Source organism: Rhizobium sp. WW22 (assembly GCF_047041135.1).
GTDB lineage: Bacteria > Pseudomonadota > Alphaproteobacteria > Rhizobiales > Rhizobiaceae > Rhizobium.
In genome coordinates, this window is record NZ_CP178198.1 from 1,772,082 (window position 1) to 1,790,102 (window position 18,021).

Sequence of the window (18,021 nt, forward strand, 5' to 3'; positions counted from 1 at the left end):
AAGTTCGTCGGATTCATTGGAAAATATTTGCTTTTTAGGGCCAGCTCTTATGCCTTTCGCCTGAAATAGCGAACGAAACGCGTCGGATACGTGTCCTTTTCTCCAGCCGGCACGGCAAGCTCGCTATCTGCCTGCCAGATGCCGGGATCGATCTTTGGAAAGGACGTGTCGCCTTCCACATCCGCCTCGACATGGGTGATCAGTAGCCGGTCGGAGAGATCAATCGCCTGCCGATAGATTTCGCCACCGCCGAGGATGCAGATTTCGTCGACATTGCTCTCCTTGGCCAGACGGGATGCAACCGAAATCGCTTCATCGAGCGAGTGCACGACCGTTATCCCCTCGGCGGAAAAATCGGTGTCGCGGGTAATGACGACATTCGGCCGGCCCGGCAGTGGCCTGCCGATCGATTGGAACGTCTTACGTCCCATGATCACCGGCTTGCCGAGCGTCATCGCCTTGAAACGCTTGAGGTCGGATGACAATCGCCAGGGCATGTCGCCTTCGCGTCCGATGATGCCGTTGCGCGATACGGCAACGACGATGGTCTTGATCGGCTGGGTCATACGTCTCCCTCAATCTGCCTCGCCGACGCCAATACGAGTCGGCAAGGCGACTTTACATCATCAAGGCGGCGGCGGCAGATGGAACGCACCTATCCCGGCCTAATATCAGCCACCGCTATTCAATTTATCGAGCTGGCGGGCCAATAGACCTCCCTCTTCCCGATCCCTGGCCATCTTCCGATAGAGCCCGGCCATGCCTTTGAAGATCAAGGCGGCCGGATCATCCTCACCGAGGAACTCGGAAATCTCCTCCATCTCCGCGACCCATCGGTAGGCTTTCGGATACATGTCCGGAATGCCGTGGACGAATTTCGCATCGAGATCCGGCAGGCTTTCCTGAAGTTCGCGCTTCAGGGCGGCATCGGCACCCGAACGGATCGCCGCAAGCAGCATGGCGGCACCGAGGCCGGTCACGCCCTTGTTGATGCCGGCATAGCACATCTTCAATGCCGAAGCCGCGCCGATTGCCCCATCGATGTGGCGAACCTGCAGTCCGTATTCGACCAGCACGTCGCTGTCGTTCGCGGTATCGGCGCTCACATAGAGTTTCGGCCCCTTCTGGCCGGGCTTTGGCGGACCGCCGATGATGGAGCCGTCGAGAACCACGCCGCAATCGCCGCCGAAAATCGCCGCAACCTCGGTCATGGTCCTCGGCGAAATCGCATTGCAGTCCATGAAGGTCGTTTTCGCGCCCATCCGACGCAGTTCAGCTGCAATCTGCTCAGCGACGGCAACAGCCTCCGCCGGCGGAACGATGGAAAGAATGAGACGCGACGTGGCGATGGCGTCCAATCCAGCCGGCTCCATGCCGGCTGCTTTCGCCCGTTCGATGGTCGAAGCCGAGCGTCCGTCGAGATAAGTGAGCACCCTCGCCCCATTTTCGACCAAACGCCGGCCAATGGCGCTTCCCATGGCACCGGCTCCGATGACTGCGATCTCCACGGCCAATCTCCTTCTCCGATCGAGGAAGACGGCAGCATATCGCCTATCGCTCGGCCGGACGAGCGCAATGCCTTGCGGTAACGCTAAGTTTAGCGGGGGCAGTCAAGCGTTGCGAAGCACGAGGACGGCATAGACACAGGGCTCTCCGCTTTCATTCTTGAAAACGCAATCCGTCGGCGGACCGAGTTCGAGGCAATCGCCCGGCGACATCGGGTGCTTCGTATCTCCCTCGAGAAAGGTCAGCTGTCCCGCGAGCACCCAGATGAGCTGCCGCACGAAGGCATAAGCCGATGCGGGCATCGAAACCTCCGCCCCGGCAGGCAATTCGATACGGACGAGATCGAGCGGCAGGTCGGACTTCGGAGAAACGTGCCGGCGCTCATAGCCCGTCTGCGGATCGACCCAGACGGGCTGCTCCCCCTTCCGAAGAAACCGGCCCCGCTGCATCTCCGCACGTGCCATCAAGGCCGACATGCTCAGGCTGAAAGCGCCGGAAAGCTTACCGAGCAGCGTCGCCGTCGGGCTGCTTTCGCCACGCTCGATCTTGTGGATCATGGCCCGGGAAACGGCCGAGCGTTCGGCCAACTCCGTCAGCGACCAGCCGCGACTTTCCCGTTCGATGCGAATGCGCGCGCCGATGCGCTTATCGATATCATCAAGTTGAGACATGCGTTTTACTATAGTGGACTTTCACGGGAGTGACAATCGAGGCAAATTACTGAAAAAGCTTAACCATGGCGTAGCTGAGTTTGATCTCCGATGCAGCCATGTAATAACATAGTAGACAGGCGTCGAAATCAGTGTATGACAGCATGAAGAACAAACGATACGATCATCCAATCTGATGGATGGTGTCTACGGAGCGACCGATGCAAATTCGCGATGCGAGAGACGAGGATCTCGCGGGAATAACCGCGATCTATAACGACGCCGTCGCCAATACCGCCGCGATCTGGAACGAGGCGCAGGTCGATATCGCCAATCGCAAGCAATGGCTGCAGGATCGGCACAAGCTCGGCTATCCGGTCCTCGTCGCGACCGACGATCGCGGTGACGTGGTCGGCTACGCCTCGTTCGGTGACTGGCGCGCCTTCGACGGCTATCGGCACACGGTCGAGCACTCCGTCTATGTGCGAAACGATCGGTATCGCGGCGGCATCGGCAAGGCGCTGATGATCGAGCTCATCGAGCGCGCCCGAGCGATCGGCAAGCATGCGATGGTCGCGGGCATCGAGGCAGGCAACGAGGCTTCGATCCGGCTGCATGAAAAGCTCGGCTTCCAGCAGGTCGGGCTTCTTCCGCAGGTCGGCACGAAGTTCGGACGATGGCTCGATCTCGCCTTCCTGCAACTACTCCTCGATCAGCGCACCGATCCCGACGCCAAGCCGACGACCTAAACCGCGACTTCGGCGGCGATCGCCGCGTGCGGCTCATATCCGAGAACCTCGAAATCCTCGATACGATAATCGTCGATGCTGTCGGGTCGGCGCAGCAGACGCAAGGTCGGGAATGGCTTCGGCTCCCGGCTGAGCTGCTCGCGGATGGCATCCAGATGGTTGAGATAGAGGTGGACGTCACCACCCGACCAGACCAGCTCGCCCATATCCATATCGACCTGCTGCGCGACCATAGCCAGCAAAACCGCCTGCTGGCAGATGTTGAATGGATTGCCAAGGAACAGGTCGCAGGAGCGCTGGAAAACCATCAGGCTGAGACGCGGGCGCTTGCCGCCTTCGGCCGAGATGTTCGATACATGAAACTGATAGACCATGTGGCAGGGATGCAGCGCCATATCGGCAAGTTCGCCGACATTCCAGGCGTGGAAGATCATCCGGCGGCTGCTGGGATTGGTCTTGAGATCCTTGATAACAGCGGCGAGCTGGTCATGCACGCGGCCTTCGGCATCGCGCCATTGCCGCCACTGCTTACCATAAACCGGGCCGAGATCGCCCCATTGCAGAGCAAAGGCCTCGTCCTCCAGAATGCGCTTTTCAAAAGCGACCTGATCGATCTCTTCGCCAGAGGCCTTGCGGTATTTGGCGAGCGGCCAGTCGGTCCAGATCCGCACATTCTCCTTCAGCAGATTGCGGATATTGGTGTCGCCGGTCAGGAACCAGAGCATCTCCTTGACGGCGAGCTTCCAGTAGACGCGCTTCGTCGTGAAGATCGGGATCTGCCCTCTCGAAAGATCGAAGCGCATCATCGCGCCGAGACCGCTCAAGGTGCCGACGCCGGTCCGGTCGATGCGACGGTCACCATGTTCGAGCAGGTGCGCCATCAGGTCGAGATATTGATACTCTGGGTGACGAGCCATCTTCCGCTCCGAAATCGCTTGAAATTTCCGGCCGTAAGGCCTGCCTGAACAGCCGCCTGCCGATTCCTTTTTCGCAATTTTAATGACAAGCCGACGCGAAACCAACCGCGGCGAAGCGTAATTCAGGTAAATCTCGCGACCTTGCAGGCAAACCGATGTTTCCACGAAGCATTTGTGACAATTGCCCTTCCCTTCGCTCGCGGAAAACACTATATCACCCTTGCCGGTCTTCGGGCCGGCTATGGCGATAAATGAGCGGTGTAATAAACCTATTGGACCCGGGGGCGGTACCCGGCGCCTCCACCAAAAACTGGCCGGCAGAACTTGCGACAGACCGGCTTTTGATGGGGGCGAAACAGGATCGACAAGGGTGTAAAGATCGACTTTTCGCTCGGCATTGTACCGCCGTTATCGGGCTAAAATTGTAGTTGCAAACGACAACTATGCGGAAGCTCGTCTCGCTGCTTAATCGCGGTGTGACACTTCAAATAAAGTCCTAAGGGGTCGCACTCTTAGGCGGGGTTCGAAGGCACCTGGCAACAGAAGCCTTCACCTTCTTCTCCAGTGCTATATTATGGATCGACACGCGGTGACTCGCGCATAGGGCTTTTCCGGCGGCGCTCAGCGTGGCATAAGCCTATAAAAAGCATGGCCAACGAAAGACAGGAAAGCATGGGGCAGGATCATATCCGCTACGACATTTTGGCACAGGACGCCCTGCGGGGAGTAATCCGCAAGGTGCTGACCGAGGTCGGCGCTACAGGCCGCCTGCCCGGTGACCACCATTTCTTCATCACCTTTCTGACCGGCGCCCCGGGCGTGCGCATTTCACAGCACCTGAAGGCGAAATATCCCGAACAGATGACCATCGTCATCCAGCACCAGTTCTGGGATCTGAAGATCACGGAAAGCCAATTCGAGATCGGCCTCTCCTTCTCCGACGTTCCGGAAAAGCTGGTCGTCCCCTTCAATGCAATCCGCGGCTTCTACGACCCCTCCGTCAATTTCGAACTGGAATTCGACGTGCCGCTGGCCGACGAAGAAGAAGAGACCTCCTCCGGCGAAATCACGGCCTATCCGGTGCCGGTCGAAGGCGAGGAAGCGCCTGCGGCTGCAGCCAAGGAAGGTGAGGAAAAGAAACCGGGATCGGTTGTCTCTCTCGACGCATTCCGCAAGAAGCAGTAGCCATTGCAGGGGAAGCATCCGCTTCCCTTTTTCATGCCGGTAACGGAAGAGATTAATGAGCGCCGAAATCGTCAATCTGCGTCAGTTTCGCAAGAAACAGGCCCGCTCGGATAAGGAAACGCAGGCTGAGCAGAACCGCATCGCCTTCGGAAGGACCAAGGCTGAGAAGAAGCTGACGACAACGCTTAACGAAAAGGCAGCAAAGGCGCACGAGGCCGGCCGAATCGAAACCAAGAAGACCGAAGACTAATTTAGGTCCTGAGATAAAAAACTTCAGAAATCAGTTGCTTACTTCCGCATTTTGAATCACTTTCAGAAATATCCCGCCATTTCCGATTTTTGATCGATCCGCCGATGATCCGTAAACATTCCGCGACGCTGCATGGCCATCGCACGAGCTTTTCCCTTGAGGATGCCTTCTGGACAGAACTGAAGGCGATCGCCAATGCGCGCGGCACGTCGCTCGCAGCGCTGATCTCAGAGATCGACGACGGCCGCGAAGCCGGCAGCAATCTCTCCTCTGCGCTCCGCCTCTATGTCCTTAAATGGCTGAAGGATCGCAACTGAATAGTTGCAGAGAGCTCAAGACGATGTCGTGAGCGCGCTTTACCTACCAGATGTGGATCAATCCACAACCTTCCGGTTTACTGGGCAACTCCCGGCAGTTCATTGAAATTCAAAGGTGCCGTCGGATGCTGAGTTTCGGCCTTGGCTCGCGCGTCGGCCGCCGCCTTGGCCTTGGCCGCCTCCTCCGCTGCCTGCTTGGCGCGCGCCTCCTCCTCCGCCTGCTTCTGAGCGGCCGCCTGCTGAGCCAGATTGCGTAACCGTTCCTCTTCTGCGCGGCGCTGCTGCTCGATGGCGGCGTCGCGCTGGCGCTGAGCCTCGCGCACGCCTGCAACATACTTGTACAGCGCCACCTCACGCCGCAGCCGCTGCTTTTCAAGGACATTGGCCTGCAAGCGCTCCACCCGACGGCGCTCGCGCTCGAATGCCCGGACCGACAGGAAGCTGGTGACGTCCGTGATATCCATCGTTCGGCCAGGTGCGGAGAGCGGTCCGGCGAAATCGAGGCGTAGGGCCGGCTCCGCCCCGCTCTGCGCTTCGGCACCGGCCTTGAAGGCGATACCGAGTGAGCCGCGCATGCGCTCATCCGGCAGGCTGATTTCGGCGTTGCCCGAAAGCTTTGCCAGATCGTTGCTGGCGACAATATTGGTCGCTCGCACCACACCGGCGGAAATGTTGAAAGGGATGCTGGTCGCCGGGAGAACAGCCTCGCCATTGTTCAGCAGCGTCTGCACGATCGGCAGCACCTTGGCGGCAGTGATATCGCCCTGAATCTGATCAGTCGCCGAGAGGAGCGGCGGCATGACGGAGAGATTGAGGCCACGCACATGCGTCTCGCCGAGCTTCATTTCACCCGAACCGCTTGCATTCGCGGCAAGGTCGGCAATGCTCTTGCCGCTCGCTTCGGCATTCATCGCAAGGCCGAAGCGGCCGGTCGCAAGCGGCGCTCCATCGCGCTGCCAGGCAACAGCCGCAAGATCGCCATTGGCGAGGCTGAGCTTCGTCTGCAGCAGGCCGGTGCCATCCGAATTGGCGAACATCGCGCTCCCGGTCAGCGTACCGCCATTCCAGCCACCCGTCAGATCATTCAGCCGCAACTCCTCGCCCCTGTAAGCTACATTGGCGGTGAAATTCGAAATGGGACCGAACAGACCAGGCCATACCTGCTTTGCGGAGAGTTTGACGCCGATGTCCATGCCGCTGAAGGCTGGAAGGCCGAGCTTATCCTTGTTGAGCGCGCCTGTTTTCGGATCGCTCATCGGCCCGTAGATGGCTTCCGCCAGCCAGTCGAGATCCATCTTGTCGAGCGACAATTCACCCGAGGCCTTTAGATTCGGCGCCTTCCGATCGACGGTCAGCGTGCCGGACATGTTGTTGTCGGCAAACAGCCCCTTCATACCCGAAAATACGATCTTGTCCGGGTTCAATGCGGCATTAGCCTGGAACTTCACCGGCAAACCGGCGCCCATCTGCGGAATACCGATGCCGTTCATCACGAAATAAGGATCGATGTCAGCGCTTTCGAACGATAGCGCTATGTTGCCGTTGAGGAAGGTAGCTGGACGGACATCCACCTTGCCGTTTGCGGTAAACGATGTCTTGTCGGTCGCAAAAGTGAGCGCGGCATCCGCCGGATCGGTGCCACTTGCCGACACTTTCAGCGTCAGACGACCATTGGCATCGGCTTCAACAGGCAACGGATCGAGACCCGCCTGGCCGAACAGGATCGACGTCACCGAATTTTCCAGCGTTCCCTCGAGCGTCGTGGTGCCCTTGCCCTTGAACGCCGAAAGATCGGACATGCGATAATCGAAATTGACGCGGCTGCCGTTGGAAACACCGGCAAGCGTCACCGTCAGCGCGTTGTCCTGATCGCCGCCAAGCGTCACCGCCCCGCGAAGAGCCGTGTTTCCATACCAGGCTGCATTGCGCACCAAACGGTCCATGACGGGATGGTGCGGTAAATGCTGGCGCAACATTTCGAAAAACGGCCCGGGATCGGCGGCCTTGAAGGTGATCTCGCCCGATCCCTTGTAGTCGGATGGCGTGCCGTCGGCGCGGCCCGTTGCGGTGATTTCGGCGCCGGCGACATTGTGCACCGAAAGCTTGTCGATCGTCAGAGCGCCATCGGCAACGGAGAAGGACGTATCGAGATTATCGGCCGGCACACCGAAGGCCATGAATTTGCCGGCCTGCAGATGCGCCGTGATCCGATGGTCGAAGAGAGATTCCTCGGTATCCTGGCCTGTAAAGAGCCCAGTCAGCGCCCTCAGCGCGTCAAGGTCGAGAGCATCGCCGGTGAGATCGACCGCAAGCTTTGGCGGGGTCTTGTCTGTCCCGCTCTGGCGATCGATCCGGCCTTTCAGCGTGGCCGAACCAATTGCGATCTCCAGATTTTCGAAGCGCTGCTCGTCATGCTTCAGGCTGACATCGGCGGAGAAGCCGGCCTGACGCAGCTGGCGTATCGCCGGATCGACGGCCCCCACAAGCCACGAGGCCAATCCCGACGGCTGGTTGGACGCAACGACCAGATTACCGATGAAGTTGGGCTCGTCCCGCAGCATGAGATTACCGCGCGCTTCGACCTGCGTGCGGCCGGGCATCGTGCCGATCGCATGATCGATCCTCCATCCCGTTCCCGCCGGTTCGAGATCGAGCTGCACGTCGCGTATGGTCGTGTCGCCCGCCACGATCGCCGGCAGCCGGAAGGTCGCCTTGCCGGGAACCTGTGGCACCGGAATTTCAGCCGCAATCGCAATCAGATTGTTGAGGCGTTGACGTGCCGAGATTGCCGGGTTGCGATTGGTCTTGCCGTTGGTGCCCTTGTTGTTGCCGAGACGGTTGACGTCGATCTGCTGTCCATCGGCGGTCAGCAGGAATTCCGGCTTGGAACCTGTATCCAGCGTCGCCTCGCCTGTGACGACATAAGGATCGTCATCGGCGCCGACTTCAAGGCGATATTCCGGAACGCGAATACGGTCATTCGTCAGCTCGAAACGGCCCTTGATGCGGGGCTGCGCCTTCTGATCGGCAGAATCGCGCGTCTGCTTGTCGTTGACCCCGGCCGTGAAGGAGCCCATGTAATCGGGCTTGCTGTCGACGAGTTTAAGCTCGCCATCGAGATCGACATTAAGCGGGTGGCGGTCCGGCATCAGCCGGGTGCGGACGCGCAGGACGCCATTGTCGTCAGGCTGGCTGCTGGAAACCGTGAAATTGCCATGCTCGTTGTCGAGGGCCGCATCGCCCTCGATACGCCAAGGGCCGGCAAGCGACCGCGCCGACATCTGGGCATTCAGGCCCGTGACGTGGCGGGTCCTGCCCGTTTGCTCGTCAATGAAGAGAATATCGCCGTCTTCTACGTGAACGCTTTCGAGCACGACGGACTTTGCGGGAATTTCCGGCTGACTACCACGCATCCAGTCGAGCGTGCCGTCCTTCAGCAGCCGCAGCCGCACCTTGGGCTTGGACACCCGCATATCGAAGATCAGTGCTTCGCCGGAAAGGAAAGGCGCAAGTTCCGCATCCATGGAGAATTCGGCCACCTGTACGAGCGGCGTTCCATCAGCCTCCTGGCCGACGCGGACGTCATGCAGCGTCACCGACGGGAACGGCAGAAGACGGGCATCCACGGTGCCATGAACAGTCACCTTCTTGCCGATGATGCGGCTCGCCTGATCCTCGAAGTTCTTGCGAAAATCGGTCCAGTCTATGAAGAGCGGGGCGAGCAGCGCCAGGAACAGCACCACCACAAGCAATCCACCCAGAAAAACCAGGACCCTACCTAACAACGCGTGTCGTCTCCAATCTTCATTCCCAACGTATGCAGGTCTCGCTTGTCAGAGCGCATACACGGCATAATTTAGTCTATGTACGGTTCTACCCGATCTCCGCCTGTCACAGCAGCTCTTTTTAAGAGGTATGCCTCCTCTAGCGCGTGTCAGTGGCTTTTTATGGCAAAAACCGGAAAAGTGCGGATGCAGCCTAGCGTCATTCGCGCTTGTAGCAAGCCAAGATCATGAAAATATTCCATCTTTCAGTGCCTGCGGAATATCTTCCCTGGATTGAAAATGGCATCCGGATCAAGCGACTCCTTGATTTGACGCATCAGATCGACGGCATCGCCGAGCTCCTGCTCCAGAAATGCCATCTTCCCCTGCCCTATGCCGTGCTCGCCGGTGCATGTGCCGTCCATGGCGAGCGCACGCGCGTTAAGGCGAGCGACGAATTCCTCGACGACAGCGATCCCTTCAGAGGTCTTGTCGTCAAACAGGACGAGCACATGGAAATTACCGTCGCCGGCATGGCCGACGATCGGCGCCAGCAGGCCATGCGCCTCGATATCGGCCTGGGTTTCCGCTACGCATTCGGCAAGGCGTGAGATCGGCACGCAGACATCTGTCGATAGCGCGGCCAACTCCGGCGCTAGCGCGCGGCAGGCCCAATAGGCGTCGTGGCGGGCTTTCCAAAGCTTGTTGCGCTCTTCGGCGTTGCTTGTCCAAAGGAATTCGCCGCCCCCGCATTCCGCCGCGATCTCGGCAAATTGCTCCGACTGCAGCGCTACAGTCTCGTCGGTGCCGTGGAATTCAAGGAAAAGCGTTGGCTTCTCGTCATAGGTCAGGCCGGAATAGCGGTTGCAGGCCCGCATCTGCATGGCATCGAGCAGCTCGATGCGCGCGACGGGAACGCCCATCTGGATGGTCATGATGACGGCATCGCAAGCCGCCTTGATATCCGGAAAAGCGCAGGCCCCGCCGGCGATCTTCTGCGGAATGCCCTGCAAGCGCAGGGTGATCGACGTCAGTACGCCGAGCGTGCCTTCCGCTCCGACAAAGAGCCGTGTCAGATCGTAACCGGCGGATGATTTCTTGGCGCGGCGGGCGGTGCGGATTTCCTCGCCATTGGCAGTCACAACGGTCACGGACAGAACATTGTCCTTCATCGTGCCATAGCGCACGGCATTGGTACCCGATGCGCGCGTCGATGCCATGCCGCCGATCGAAGCGTTAGCGCCGGGATCGATCGGGAAGAACAGGCCGGTATCGCGCAGGTAGGTATTAAGCTGCTCACGGGTGACGCCGGGCTCGACCGTGCAATCCAGATCCTCGGCATTGATTTCGATAATGCGGTTCATGCGGCTGAAATCGATGGAAATGCCGCCCTGCGGCGCATTCACCTGTCCCTCCAGCGAAGAGCCAGTGCCAAAAGGAATGACCGGGACCTTGTGTTCGGCGCATGCCTTCACGACAGTCCGCACGTCCTCGCTCGTTTCAGCAAAGACCACGCCGTCCGGCAGCTGCGATGGGATATAAGTGGTGGTGTGGGCGTGCTGGGCACGAAAACTTTCGCCGGTCTGGAAACGTTCACCGAAGGCCTGCTTCAGAATGCCGAGAACGGCGGATATGCCGGCCTCGTTGCGTGTTCCCGCCTTTGCATCAGCCAAAACCATAGTCCGAATCTCCCATCGCGGTCGTCCAGGGCGTTAACCCCTCTCGGTTCTATGGGGCATTTGGGGCGGGGCTGTCCAGTGATGAAAGTGAGCCGCTATCGCGCATAAGTTCAAGTTTTGTGCGATTGATCAAAGGTGCGACGATCGGCTGGCCGGAAAAAGCATCGCGGCAGAATTTTGCCTATATTTTAATCAATCCATCGCCTCAGCGATCACCGAACATTCACTTTTATCCATACCATAACACCGCGAGGCAGTCTTCCGTCGACTGGCATATGTCTTGCGTTTCGCCTTTCAGCTTTCATACAGCCACGATTGGAAGGACATTCGATGAAGCGCAGACAAATGCTCATGGCACTCGGTATCGCGATGCTGGCGATGGGGTCAATTTCCGCCCCTGGCGCAGCTCGGGCGGATGCTCTGAGCGACATAACCTCGCGCGGTACGCTGCGCGTCGCCGTTCCGCAGGACTTTCCGCCCTTCGGCAGTGTCGGCACGGACATGGCACCCATGGGCTATGACATCGACATGGCCAATCTGATCGGCGAAAAACTCGGCGTGAAAACTGAGCTTGTTCCAGTCACCAGCGCCAACCGCATTCCCTATCTGCAGACGAATAAGGTCGATCTGGTGATCTCAAGCCTCGGCAAGAATCCGGATCGCGAAAAGGTCATCGATTTCTCCGACGCCTACGCGCCCTTCTTCAACGGCGTCTTCGGTCCCGGCGATGTCGCGGCCGCGAAGCCGGAAGACCTTTCCGGCAAGACGATCGGCGTCACCCGCGGCGCGATCGAGGATCTCGCGCTGACCAAGGTCGCGCCGCAAGATGCGACGATCAAGCGCTACGAGGACAATAACGGCACCATCTCCGCCTTCCTGTCCGGACAGGTTCAGCTGGTTGCAACCGGCAATGTCGTCGCGGCGGCCATTCTTGCCAGAAATCCGCCGAAGAAGCCCGAGATGAAATTCCTCATCACCAACTCCCCCTGCTTCATCGGCCTGAACAAGAGCGAGCAGGCATTGCAGAAGAAGGTCAATGACATCATTGCCGCCGCCAAGGCGGACGGGACACTGAACAAGATGTCGCAGAAGTGGCTGGGCGCCGACCTGCCGGCCGGCTTCTGATCAACGCAGGACTGATCGCGCCGTCGTTCGGCGGCGTGATCGGTCTCAGCGAGGCTTTCTCCCATGCGCTATCACTTCGATTTCGGCTGGCTTGCCGAATACTATCCCACGCTGGTCAAGGGCGTTCTCGTCACGGTGGAGCTGACCCTTATTGGCGCTGTGCTTGGCATTATCCTCGGAATTGCCTGCGCCTGGGCTCGCGCACTTGGCCCGAGCTGGCTCAAACCCTTGGTGGCTGCCTATGTCGAGCTCATCCGCAATACACCGTTTCTGATCCAGCTCTTCTTCATTTTCTTTGGCCTGCCCGGCATCGGCGTTCAGATGAACGAGATGACCGCCGCCAATCTCGCCATGATCATCAATCTCGGAGCCTATAGCTGCGAGATCATCCGCGCCGGCATACAGGCAACGCCGCGCGGCCAGTTCGAAGCCGGCGCCAGCCTTGCCATGACCCGGTTCGAGACCTTCCGGCATGTCGTCCTCGTTCCGTCCCTGCAGCGCATCTGGCCGGCACTGTCCTCTCAGGTCGTCATCGTCATGCTCGGCTCCTCCGTCGTCTCGCAGATCGCCGCCGAGGATCTGACCTTCGCCGCCAACTTCATCCAATCGCGCTCGTTCCGCGCATTCGAGGCCTATTTCGTATCCACGGCGATATACCTCGCGCTGGCGGTTCTGCTTCGGCAGGCACTTGCGGGAGTGGGCAAGCTGATCTTTCCACGCAGGGTCCGCCAATGATCCAATTCACCACATGGGATATTCTGCGCGGCCTGCTTCTAGCCGCGCGCTGGACGATATTGCTGTCGCTCGTCTCTTTCGCCGGCGGTGCCATCGTTGGCGCAATCCTGCTGTTCCTTCGCATCGGCAAGGCAAAGGTCGGCCGCGTCGCGGTCAGATATTTCGTCGAGCTGTTCCAGGGCACGCCGCTGCTGATGCAGCTCTTTCTGGCCTTCTTCGGTCTCGGGCTTTTCGGCATCGACGTGCCGGCCTGGCTCGCTGCCGGCGTCGCGCTCACCCTCTGGTCGGCTGCCTTTTTGACGGAAATCTGGCGCGGCTGCGTCGAGGCTGTAGCCAAAGGCCAATGGGAAGCATCGGCAAGTCTCGGCATGGGTTATCTGCAGCAGATGCGCTACGTCATCCTGCCGCAGGCGCTGCGCATCGCCGTGCCGCCGACCGTCGGCTTCTCCGTCCAGGTCGTCAAGGGCACGGCCCTGACCTCCATTATCGGCTTCGTAGAGCTATCGAAGGCCGGCACCGTCATCACCAACGCGACCTTCCAGCCATTCACCGTCTACGGCTTTGTCGCGCTTATCTATTTCGCCTTGTGCTGGCCGCTGTCGAAGAGCAGCCAGATCCTGGAGAGGAAGCTCAATGTCGCTCATCGAAATCACTGAAGTCCGCAAGAGCTTCGGCACCAATGAAGTCCTGAAGGGCATCAACCTCGATGTCGAGCCGGGCGAGGTCATCGCTATCATTGGCAAGAGCGGCTCCGGAAAATCGACACTGCTGCGCTGCATCAACGGGCTGGAGACGATCAATGACGGCTCGATTTCCGTGGCCGGTGCACAGCTTTTGCCTGACGACCTGCATCTGAAAGCGCTCCGGCTGAAGGTCGGCATGATCTTTCAGCAGTTCAATCTCTTTCCGCATCTGAGCGCGGGACGCAACGTCATGCTCTCGCAGATGGTGGTTAAGAAGACCACCAAAGCCGAAGCCGAGGCGATGGCGCGGCGCATGCTCGACCGCGTCGGCCTCGGGCACAAGTTCGACGCCTATCCGGACGAACTCTCCGGCGGCCAGCAGCAGCGCGTCGCCATTGCAAGAGCACTCGCCATGCAGCCGATCGCGCTTCTCTGCGATGAAATCACCTCCGCGCTGGACCCGGAGTTGGTGGCGGAAGTTCTTGCCGTCGTGCGCGAACTGGCCGGCGAAGGCATGACGCTGCTGATGGTGACGCATGAGATGAAATTCGCCCGGGACGTCTGCTCGCGCGTGGTCTTCATGCACCAGGGGCGCGTGCACGAAATCGGACCGCCGGGCGAAGTCTTTGCAAACCCGCAAACGCCTGAACTCAAGCAGTTCCTCGGCCTGCATTGAAGGTCGGCAAGCTCGGCTAAGCGGTTCTTTGAACCATGGTGTTCCAGGCACCTGGAGCAATGCCGAACGCCTTCTTGAAATGTCGGGTCAGATGGCTCTGATCGGCAAAGCCGGTTGCCGCGGCCACCTCCGCGATCGGCTCTCCCGCGCCGATCATCGCCTTTGCCTGCTGCAGCCGCCGCATCAGCAGGAACCGATGCGGGCTTGTTGCAAAGGCGGCACGGAAATGCCGCGCAAGCGCAAAGCGATCGAGACCGGTGATGCGCTCAAGCTCCTGCGAGCGCACACCCCGCGTGACATGCGCCTCGAGATAGTCGCGCGCAGTCTTCACCTGCCCCCAGGCAATGCTACCCAAAGGCCGTTGCGGCAAACGGGCGTGCTGGACAAGTCCGTCGGTGAGCCGCGAGACGAAATCGTCAACGAAGAGCTCATCCAGCTCGCGATCGAGCTCGCCAAGCGCCGCCAGCAACAAGCCGGCGAGACGATTGTCTTCCACCACGGGGTCATCGACGAAAGGCAGGCCGACACGCGCCGCCTCAAGGCATTGAAACAGTACCGATGGCTCCAGATACAGCATCCGGTACACGAGGCCGTCATCGGTCGCGGCCCCGCCGTCATGCAGTTCGTCCGGATGAAGAATGATCACCCGTCCCGGCAGGCTATAGCGCTGTTCGCCGCGATAGCGGAATGTCTGCACGCCGCGGATGGTGACGCCAAGCGCATAGGTATCGTGCCGGTGCAGTTCGAAGGCATCGCCGCGAAACTGCGCCTGGATGCGTTCGATGCCCGGATAGGCAGGCGCGGACAGGATGCGATTGCTCTCCGGCGTCACGCACAAACGTTCAAGACCCTCGAAGATCTGTCCGGTTACATCCTCGCGCAATGTCCCATTTCCAGACTGCATGAAAGTGACCATCGATGTTCGATACCAAAATCGCGATCGTTCTGCGAAGCGACCTTCAATCCTGGCAAAAACTGAATGTAACGGCCTTCCTGTCGACAGGCATAGCCGGACAGCATCCAGATATCATCGGCGAAGCCTATCGCGATCGCACCGGCAACGTCTACAACGCTTTGTCGATCCAGCCCATCATCGTGCTCTCGGCCGACAAGGAGAGCATTACCGCCATCCACCGCCGCTCGCTGGAGCGTGGCGTCACGTCTTCCATCTTCATCGAGGAAATGTTTTCAACTGGCCATGATGCGGCCAACCGCGCTGTCTTTTCCGAATTCGCACCCGAGGACGCCAAGGTCGTCGGCATCGCCTTGCGCGCGGACAAGAAAATCGTCGACAAGATCACCAAGGGCGCCAGCATGCACGCGTGATCGGACGCGCAAAGAAAACGGCCGGATCGTGAGACCCGGCCGTCTTTGTTGAAAAAGCTTAGCCGTTCTGCGTGATCGGTGCGATCTGGATCTCGACGCGGCGGTTCTGGGCGCGGCCAGCCTCGGTTGCATTCGTTGCGACCGGCTGCGATGGACCGAAGCCGATGGCCGACATGCGGCGCTGGTCGATACCCTGGCTGCCGAGGTAGGACGCAACCGATCCGGCGCGGCGCTCGGACAGATCCTGGTTATGCTGCAGGCTGCCAGTCGAATCCGTATGGCCGTTGACGTCGATCAGCGTGCGGTTGAACTTGCGCAGGACGATCGCGACAGAATTCAGCGTCGGGAAGAATTCCGGCTTGATCGCGTCTTGGTCGATGTCGAAGGTGATTGCCGACGGCATGTTGAGGATGATGCGGTCGCCGACGCGGGTGACCGAAACGCCGGTGCCCTGCAGCTGCGCACGCAGTTCGGATTCCTGCTGGTCCATGTAGTTGCCGATGCCCGCACCTGCGAGCGCACCGACGCCTGCGCCGATGAGCGCGGCATTGCGGCGCGAGGCCGGCGAATGGCCGATCAGAAGGCCTGCGACAGCGCCGACACCTGCACCGATCGCTGCACCGCCTGCCGTATTGGAAACTTTCTGCTCACCTGTATAGGGATCGGTGGTCGTGCATGCGTTCAAAAAGGCTGCCGCTAGGGCAAGAATGGCAATTCTCTTCATCATGGAATCATCGCTCTCCGGTTCGATGGCCGCAGCAGATATGAAGCATTGCGGCAATATCGTGAAGAGAAATCTATGAGGCCCTTATATCTTTGGGATAGAAGCAATTTCGGCAACAATCTCTCAATATCTCGCGTGAACCATCGAATACATAATACACTTTAGACCCCAGAACATTGCAAAGCCGAGCCATATCACCATCGCATTGATGCTGCCTCTGACAGCATCACGAACACTCCAGCCAAGCGAAAAACGGCTAAAGCCACCGAGGCAATGCGGATACGTATAACTCTGCCTCTTATGATTTTGGTTGGCTCTCAGAGATTCTGGAAAAGCTGCAAAGCCGTATTGTAGCTGGCATTGGCGATCGAGAGCGATTGCAGCCCGAGCTGCTGCTGAGCCTGCAACGCCAGAACCTTGCTCGATTGCTGCTCCATATCGGCATCGACAAGCTTCCCGACACCGCTGGTCAGGGAATCGCTCAGATTCTTGGCGAACTCGGTCTGGAGATTGATGCGCGATTCGAGGGAGCCGAATGCGGACCCGATCGTCTTGAGCTGGTTCAACATTCCCGTCACTGTGTTGACCATGTCGGCGATGGCCCCTTGGGTCGTATTCGCATCGAGCGAGATCTCCACCTGGCCGCTCGTATTGCCGTTCTGAGTGCTGACGAGCACATAGTTCCTTGCAGCCCCGGCCTCGGTCGCGAAAGACGTCGACGTCAGCACGCCATATCCGCCGGAGCCACTCGACTGGTCATCGATCAGATAACGCGCATCGGCGGAGGTGATCGGACCTGTCGTCGAGCTCACGCCGGCATAGCTCAGCATGCCGATCGTCACTGTCCCGTTGCTGCCGCGGATCAGCGAACCCGGCACTTCGTGCGGATCGGTAGGATCGGCGCCATCCCGCAGCACCGTCCAGTTGACGCCATTGAAGGTCGCAGACTCTCCGACGCTGCGCAGCTGCTGTTTCAGCTGCGCAATCTCGTCATTAAGCTTCGTTTTGTCGACGCTGGTCTCATAGGCGCTGACAAGCTTTGTCCTGATCTCTGTCACGACGTCGATCGCGCTGCCGACACCCGTAGAAGCCGTGCTGACGGTCGAGGCGGCGAGACCGAGCGCATCCTGAACCGACGAAATCGCACCGACGTCGGTATGCGTCAAAGTCGAGATTTTCCAGTACGTAGCGTTGTCTCTCGCCGTTTGAACCCGCAGGCCCGACGACATCTGTCGTTCGGCATTACCCAGTTTGGCCTGGGTGTCCCTCAGCACTTCCAGCGCTGTATTCATAGAGGGACTGACCCTGATAAAGGTCGAAAAAATACTCACGGCACATGAACTCCGAACGCAACAATACGCAACACATACAAGGAGACATCGGAACCTTGCCGCGGGCGCTCATGCGCGCGGGCCGATCGCGTCGGCAAACAGGAGCCAGGCAAAAACAACACCTGCGCTCTGGCGGTTACACATCGCCATGATTAGCAAACATGCTTAAGAATGCGCTAAGAACAACGCATAATTCACCATAATTGGGCGCGGGGGCGATAACTGGCTTAGCCCCGACGTGCTCGTCGCTATTCCGCGGCGCGACGATGGGCGAGCATCGTGTACCGCGCCGAGTCGCATCATTTCACGCGGCCGCTGCTCCCCATGAATCGACTGCTAAACCACAATTTAGATACAAACGAAGTTGTAATCTTCAGTGAGACAACGACACGTTTTATTGGCTC

General features: G+C 59.3%; 18 protein-coding genes and 1 other RNA gene. 10 read left to right on the forward strand and 9 right to left on the reverse strand.

From position 1 onward, the window contains the following. Positions 1-47: 47 nt before the first annotated feature. From ACK83U_RS08805 to ACK83U_RS08815, 3 genes are all read right to left on the reverse strand, one after another. Complete coding sequence (locus tag ACK83U_RS08805) at positions 48-566, reverse strand: dihydrofolate reductase (RefSeq protein WP_112605329.1); 519 nt, start codon at positions 564-566, stop codon at positions 48-50. A gap of 105 nt (positions 567-671) precedes the next feature. Continuing rightward, entirely contained in the window at positions 672-1,508 is an 837-nt protein-coding gene (locus ACK83U_RS08810) for an NAD(P)-dependent oxidoreductase (protein WP_112605671.1), read from the reverse strand. A 102-nt stretch (positions 1,509-1,610) separates the two neighbouring features. Continuing rightward, positions 1,611-2,177 (reverse strand): XRE family transcriptional regulator, encoded by a 567-nt coding sequence (locus ACK83U_RS08815; protein WP_112605326.1) that lies wholly within the window; start codon positions 2,175-2,177, stop codon positions 1,611-1,613. Positions 2,178-2,377: 200 nt separating this feature from the next. On the opposite strand from ACK83U_RS08815, the gene ACK83U_RS08820 reads away from it, so the two are divergent. Continuing rightward, a complete protein-coding gene (locus ACK83U_RS08820; protein ID WP_112605322.1) occupies positions 2,378-2,905 on the forward strand; it encodes a GNAT family N-acetyltransferase in 528 nt (175 codons plus the stop codon). Here the strand turns inward: ACK83U_RS08820 and ACK83U_RS08825 are convergent. Continuing rightward, positions 2,902-3,822, reverse strand: coding sequence for a thymidylate synthase (locus ACK83U_RS08825; protein WP_112334818.1), 921 nt, complete (start codon positions 3,820-3,822; stop codon positions 2,902-2,904). The two genes, ACK83U_RS08820 and ACK83U_RS08825, sit on opposite strands and share 4 nt — an antisense overlap. A 183-nt stretch (positions 3,823-4,005) precedes the next feature. On the opposite strand from ACK83U_RS08825, the gene ssrA reads away from it, so the two are divergent. From ssrA to ACK83U_RS08845, 4 genes are all read left to right on the forward strand, one after another. Next, positions 4,006-4,376: a transfer-messenger RNA gene (gene ssrA / locus ACK83U_RS08830) on the forward strand. 118 nt (positions 4,377-4,494) lie between these two features. Then, positions 4,495-5,007: an SspB family protein gene (locus tag ACK83U_RS08835; protein WP_041677914.1), complete on the forward strand. Its 513-nt coding sequence runs from the start codon at positions 4,495-4,497 to the stop codon at positions 5,005-5,007. Positions 5,008-5,062: 55 nt separating this feature from the next. Next, positions 5,063-5,257: a DUF4169 family protein gene (locus ACK83U_RS08840; RefSeq protein WP_015340298.1), complete on the forward strand. Its 195-nt coding sequence runs from the start codon at positions 5,063-5,065 to the stop codon at positions 5,255-5,257. 104 nt (positions 5,258-5,361) lie between these two features. Beyond that, positions 5,362-5,574: a ribbon-helix-helix domain-containing protein gene (locus ACK83U_RS08845; RefSeq protein ID WP_041677915.1), complete on the forward strand. Its 213-nt coding sequence runs from the start codon at positions 5,362-5,364 to the stop codon at positions 5,572-5,574. A gap of 77 nt (positions 5,575-5,651) precedes the next feature. Here ACK83U_RS08845 and ACK83U_RS08850 read toward each other — a convergent pair whose 3' ends face one another. Together ACK83U_RS08850 and ACK83U_RS08855 are read right to left on the reverse strand one after the other, a co-directional pair. Beyond that, positions 5,652-9,359, reverse strand: a complete 3,708-nt coding sequence (locus tag ACK83U_RS08850; protein WP_112605319.1) for an AsmA family protein — start codon at positions 9,357-9,359, stop codon at positions 5,652-5,654. Positions 9,360-9,604: 245 nt separating this feature from the next. Further along, complete coding sequence (locus tag ACK83U_RS08855) at positions 9,605-11,017, reverse strand: FAD-linked oxidase C-terminal domain-containing protein (protein WP_112605316.1); 1,413 nt, start codon at positions 11,015-11,017, stop codon at positions 9,605-9,607. Between the two features lie 345 nt (positions 11,018-11,362). On the opposite strand from ACK83U_RS08855, the gene ACK83U_RS08860 reads away from it, so the two are divergent. The 4 genes from ACK83U_RS08860 (at position 11,363) to ACK83U_RS08875 (ending at position 14,236) form a co-directional block, all read left to right on the forward strand. Next, the gene (locus ACK83U_RS08860; protein WP_183710145.1) at positions 11,363-12,142 is read left to right on the forward strand and encodes a transporter substrate-binding domain-containing protein; all 780 of its coding nucleotides are present in this window, start codon (positions 11,363-11,365) and stop codon (positions 12,140-12,142) included. Positions 12,143-12,205: 63 nt separating this feature from the next. After that, positions 12,206-12,877 carry an amino acid ABC transporter permease gene (locus ACK83U_RS08865; protein ID WP_112605310.1) on the forward strand — a complete coding sequence of 224 codons (672 nt, stop codon included), beginning with the start codon at positions 12,206-12,208 and terminating at the stop codon, positions 12,875-12,877. Further along, on the forward strand, positions 12,874-13,533 hold the full coding sequence (locus ACK83U_RS08870) for an amino acid ABC transporter permease (protein WP_112605307.1): 660 nt from the start codon (positions 12,874-12,876) through the stop codon (positions 13,531-13,533). Before ACK83U_RS08865 ends, ACK83U_RS08870 begins: the two co-directional genes overlap by 4 nt. After that, positions 13,511-14,236 carry an amino acid ABC transporter ATP-binding protein gene (locus tag ACK83U_RS08875; protein WP_112605304.1) on the forward strand — a complete coding sequence of 242 codons (726 nt, stop codon included), beginning with the start codon at positions 13,511-13,513 and terminating at the stop codon, positions 14,234-14,236. Before ACK83U_RS08870 ends, ACK83U_RS08875 begins: the two co-directional genes overlap by 23 nt. Positions 14,237-14,252: 16 nt before the next feature. On the opposite strand, the gene ACK83U_RS08880 is transcribed toward ACK83U_RS08875, so the two are convergent. Continuing rightward, complete coding sequence (locus ACK83U_RS08880) at positions 14,253-15,140, reverse strand: AraC family transcriptional regulator (protein ID WP_412474822.1); 888 nt, start codon at positions 15,138-15,140, stop codon at positions 14,253-14,255. Between the two features lie 14 nt (positions 15,141-15,154). Between ACK83U_RS08880 and ACK83U_RS08885 the strand changes: the two genes are divergently transcribed. Beyond that, positions 15,155-15,562: a DUF2000 family protein gene (locus ACK83U_RS08885; RefSeq protein ID WP_112334527.1), complete on the forward strand. Its 408-nt coding sequence runs from the start codon at positions 15,155-15,157 to the stop codon at positions 15,560-15,562. 58 nt (positions 15,563-15,620) lie between these two features. On the opposite strand, the gene ACK83U_RS08890 is transcribed toward ACK83U_RS08885, so the two are convergent. Further along, complete coding sequence (locus tag ACK83U_RS08890) at positions 15,621-16,289, reverse strand: OmpA family protein (protein ID WP_112411710.1); 669 nt, start codon at positions 16,287-16,289, stop codon at positions 15,621-15,623. Between the two features lie 314 nt (positions 16,290-16,603). Further along, positions 16,604-17,578 carry a flagellin gene (locus tag ACK83U_RS08895; RefSeq protein ID WP_112398964.1) on the reverse strand — a complete coding sequence of 325 codons (975 nt, stop codon included), beginning with the start codon at positions 17,576-17,578 and terminating at the stop codon, positions 16,604-16,606. Between the last annotated feature and the right edge of the window lie 443 nt (positions 17,579-18,021).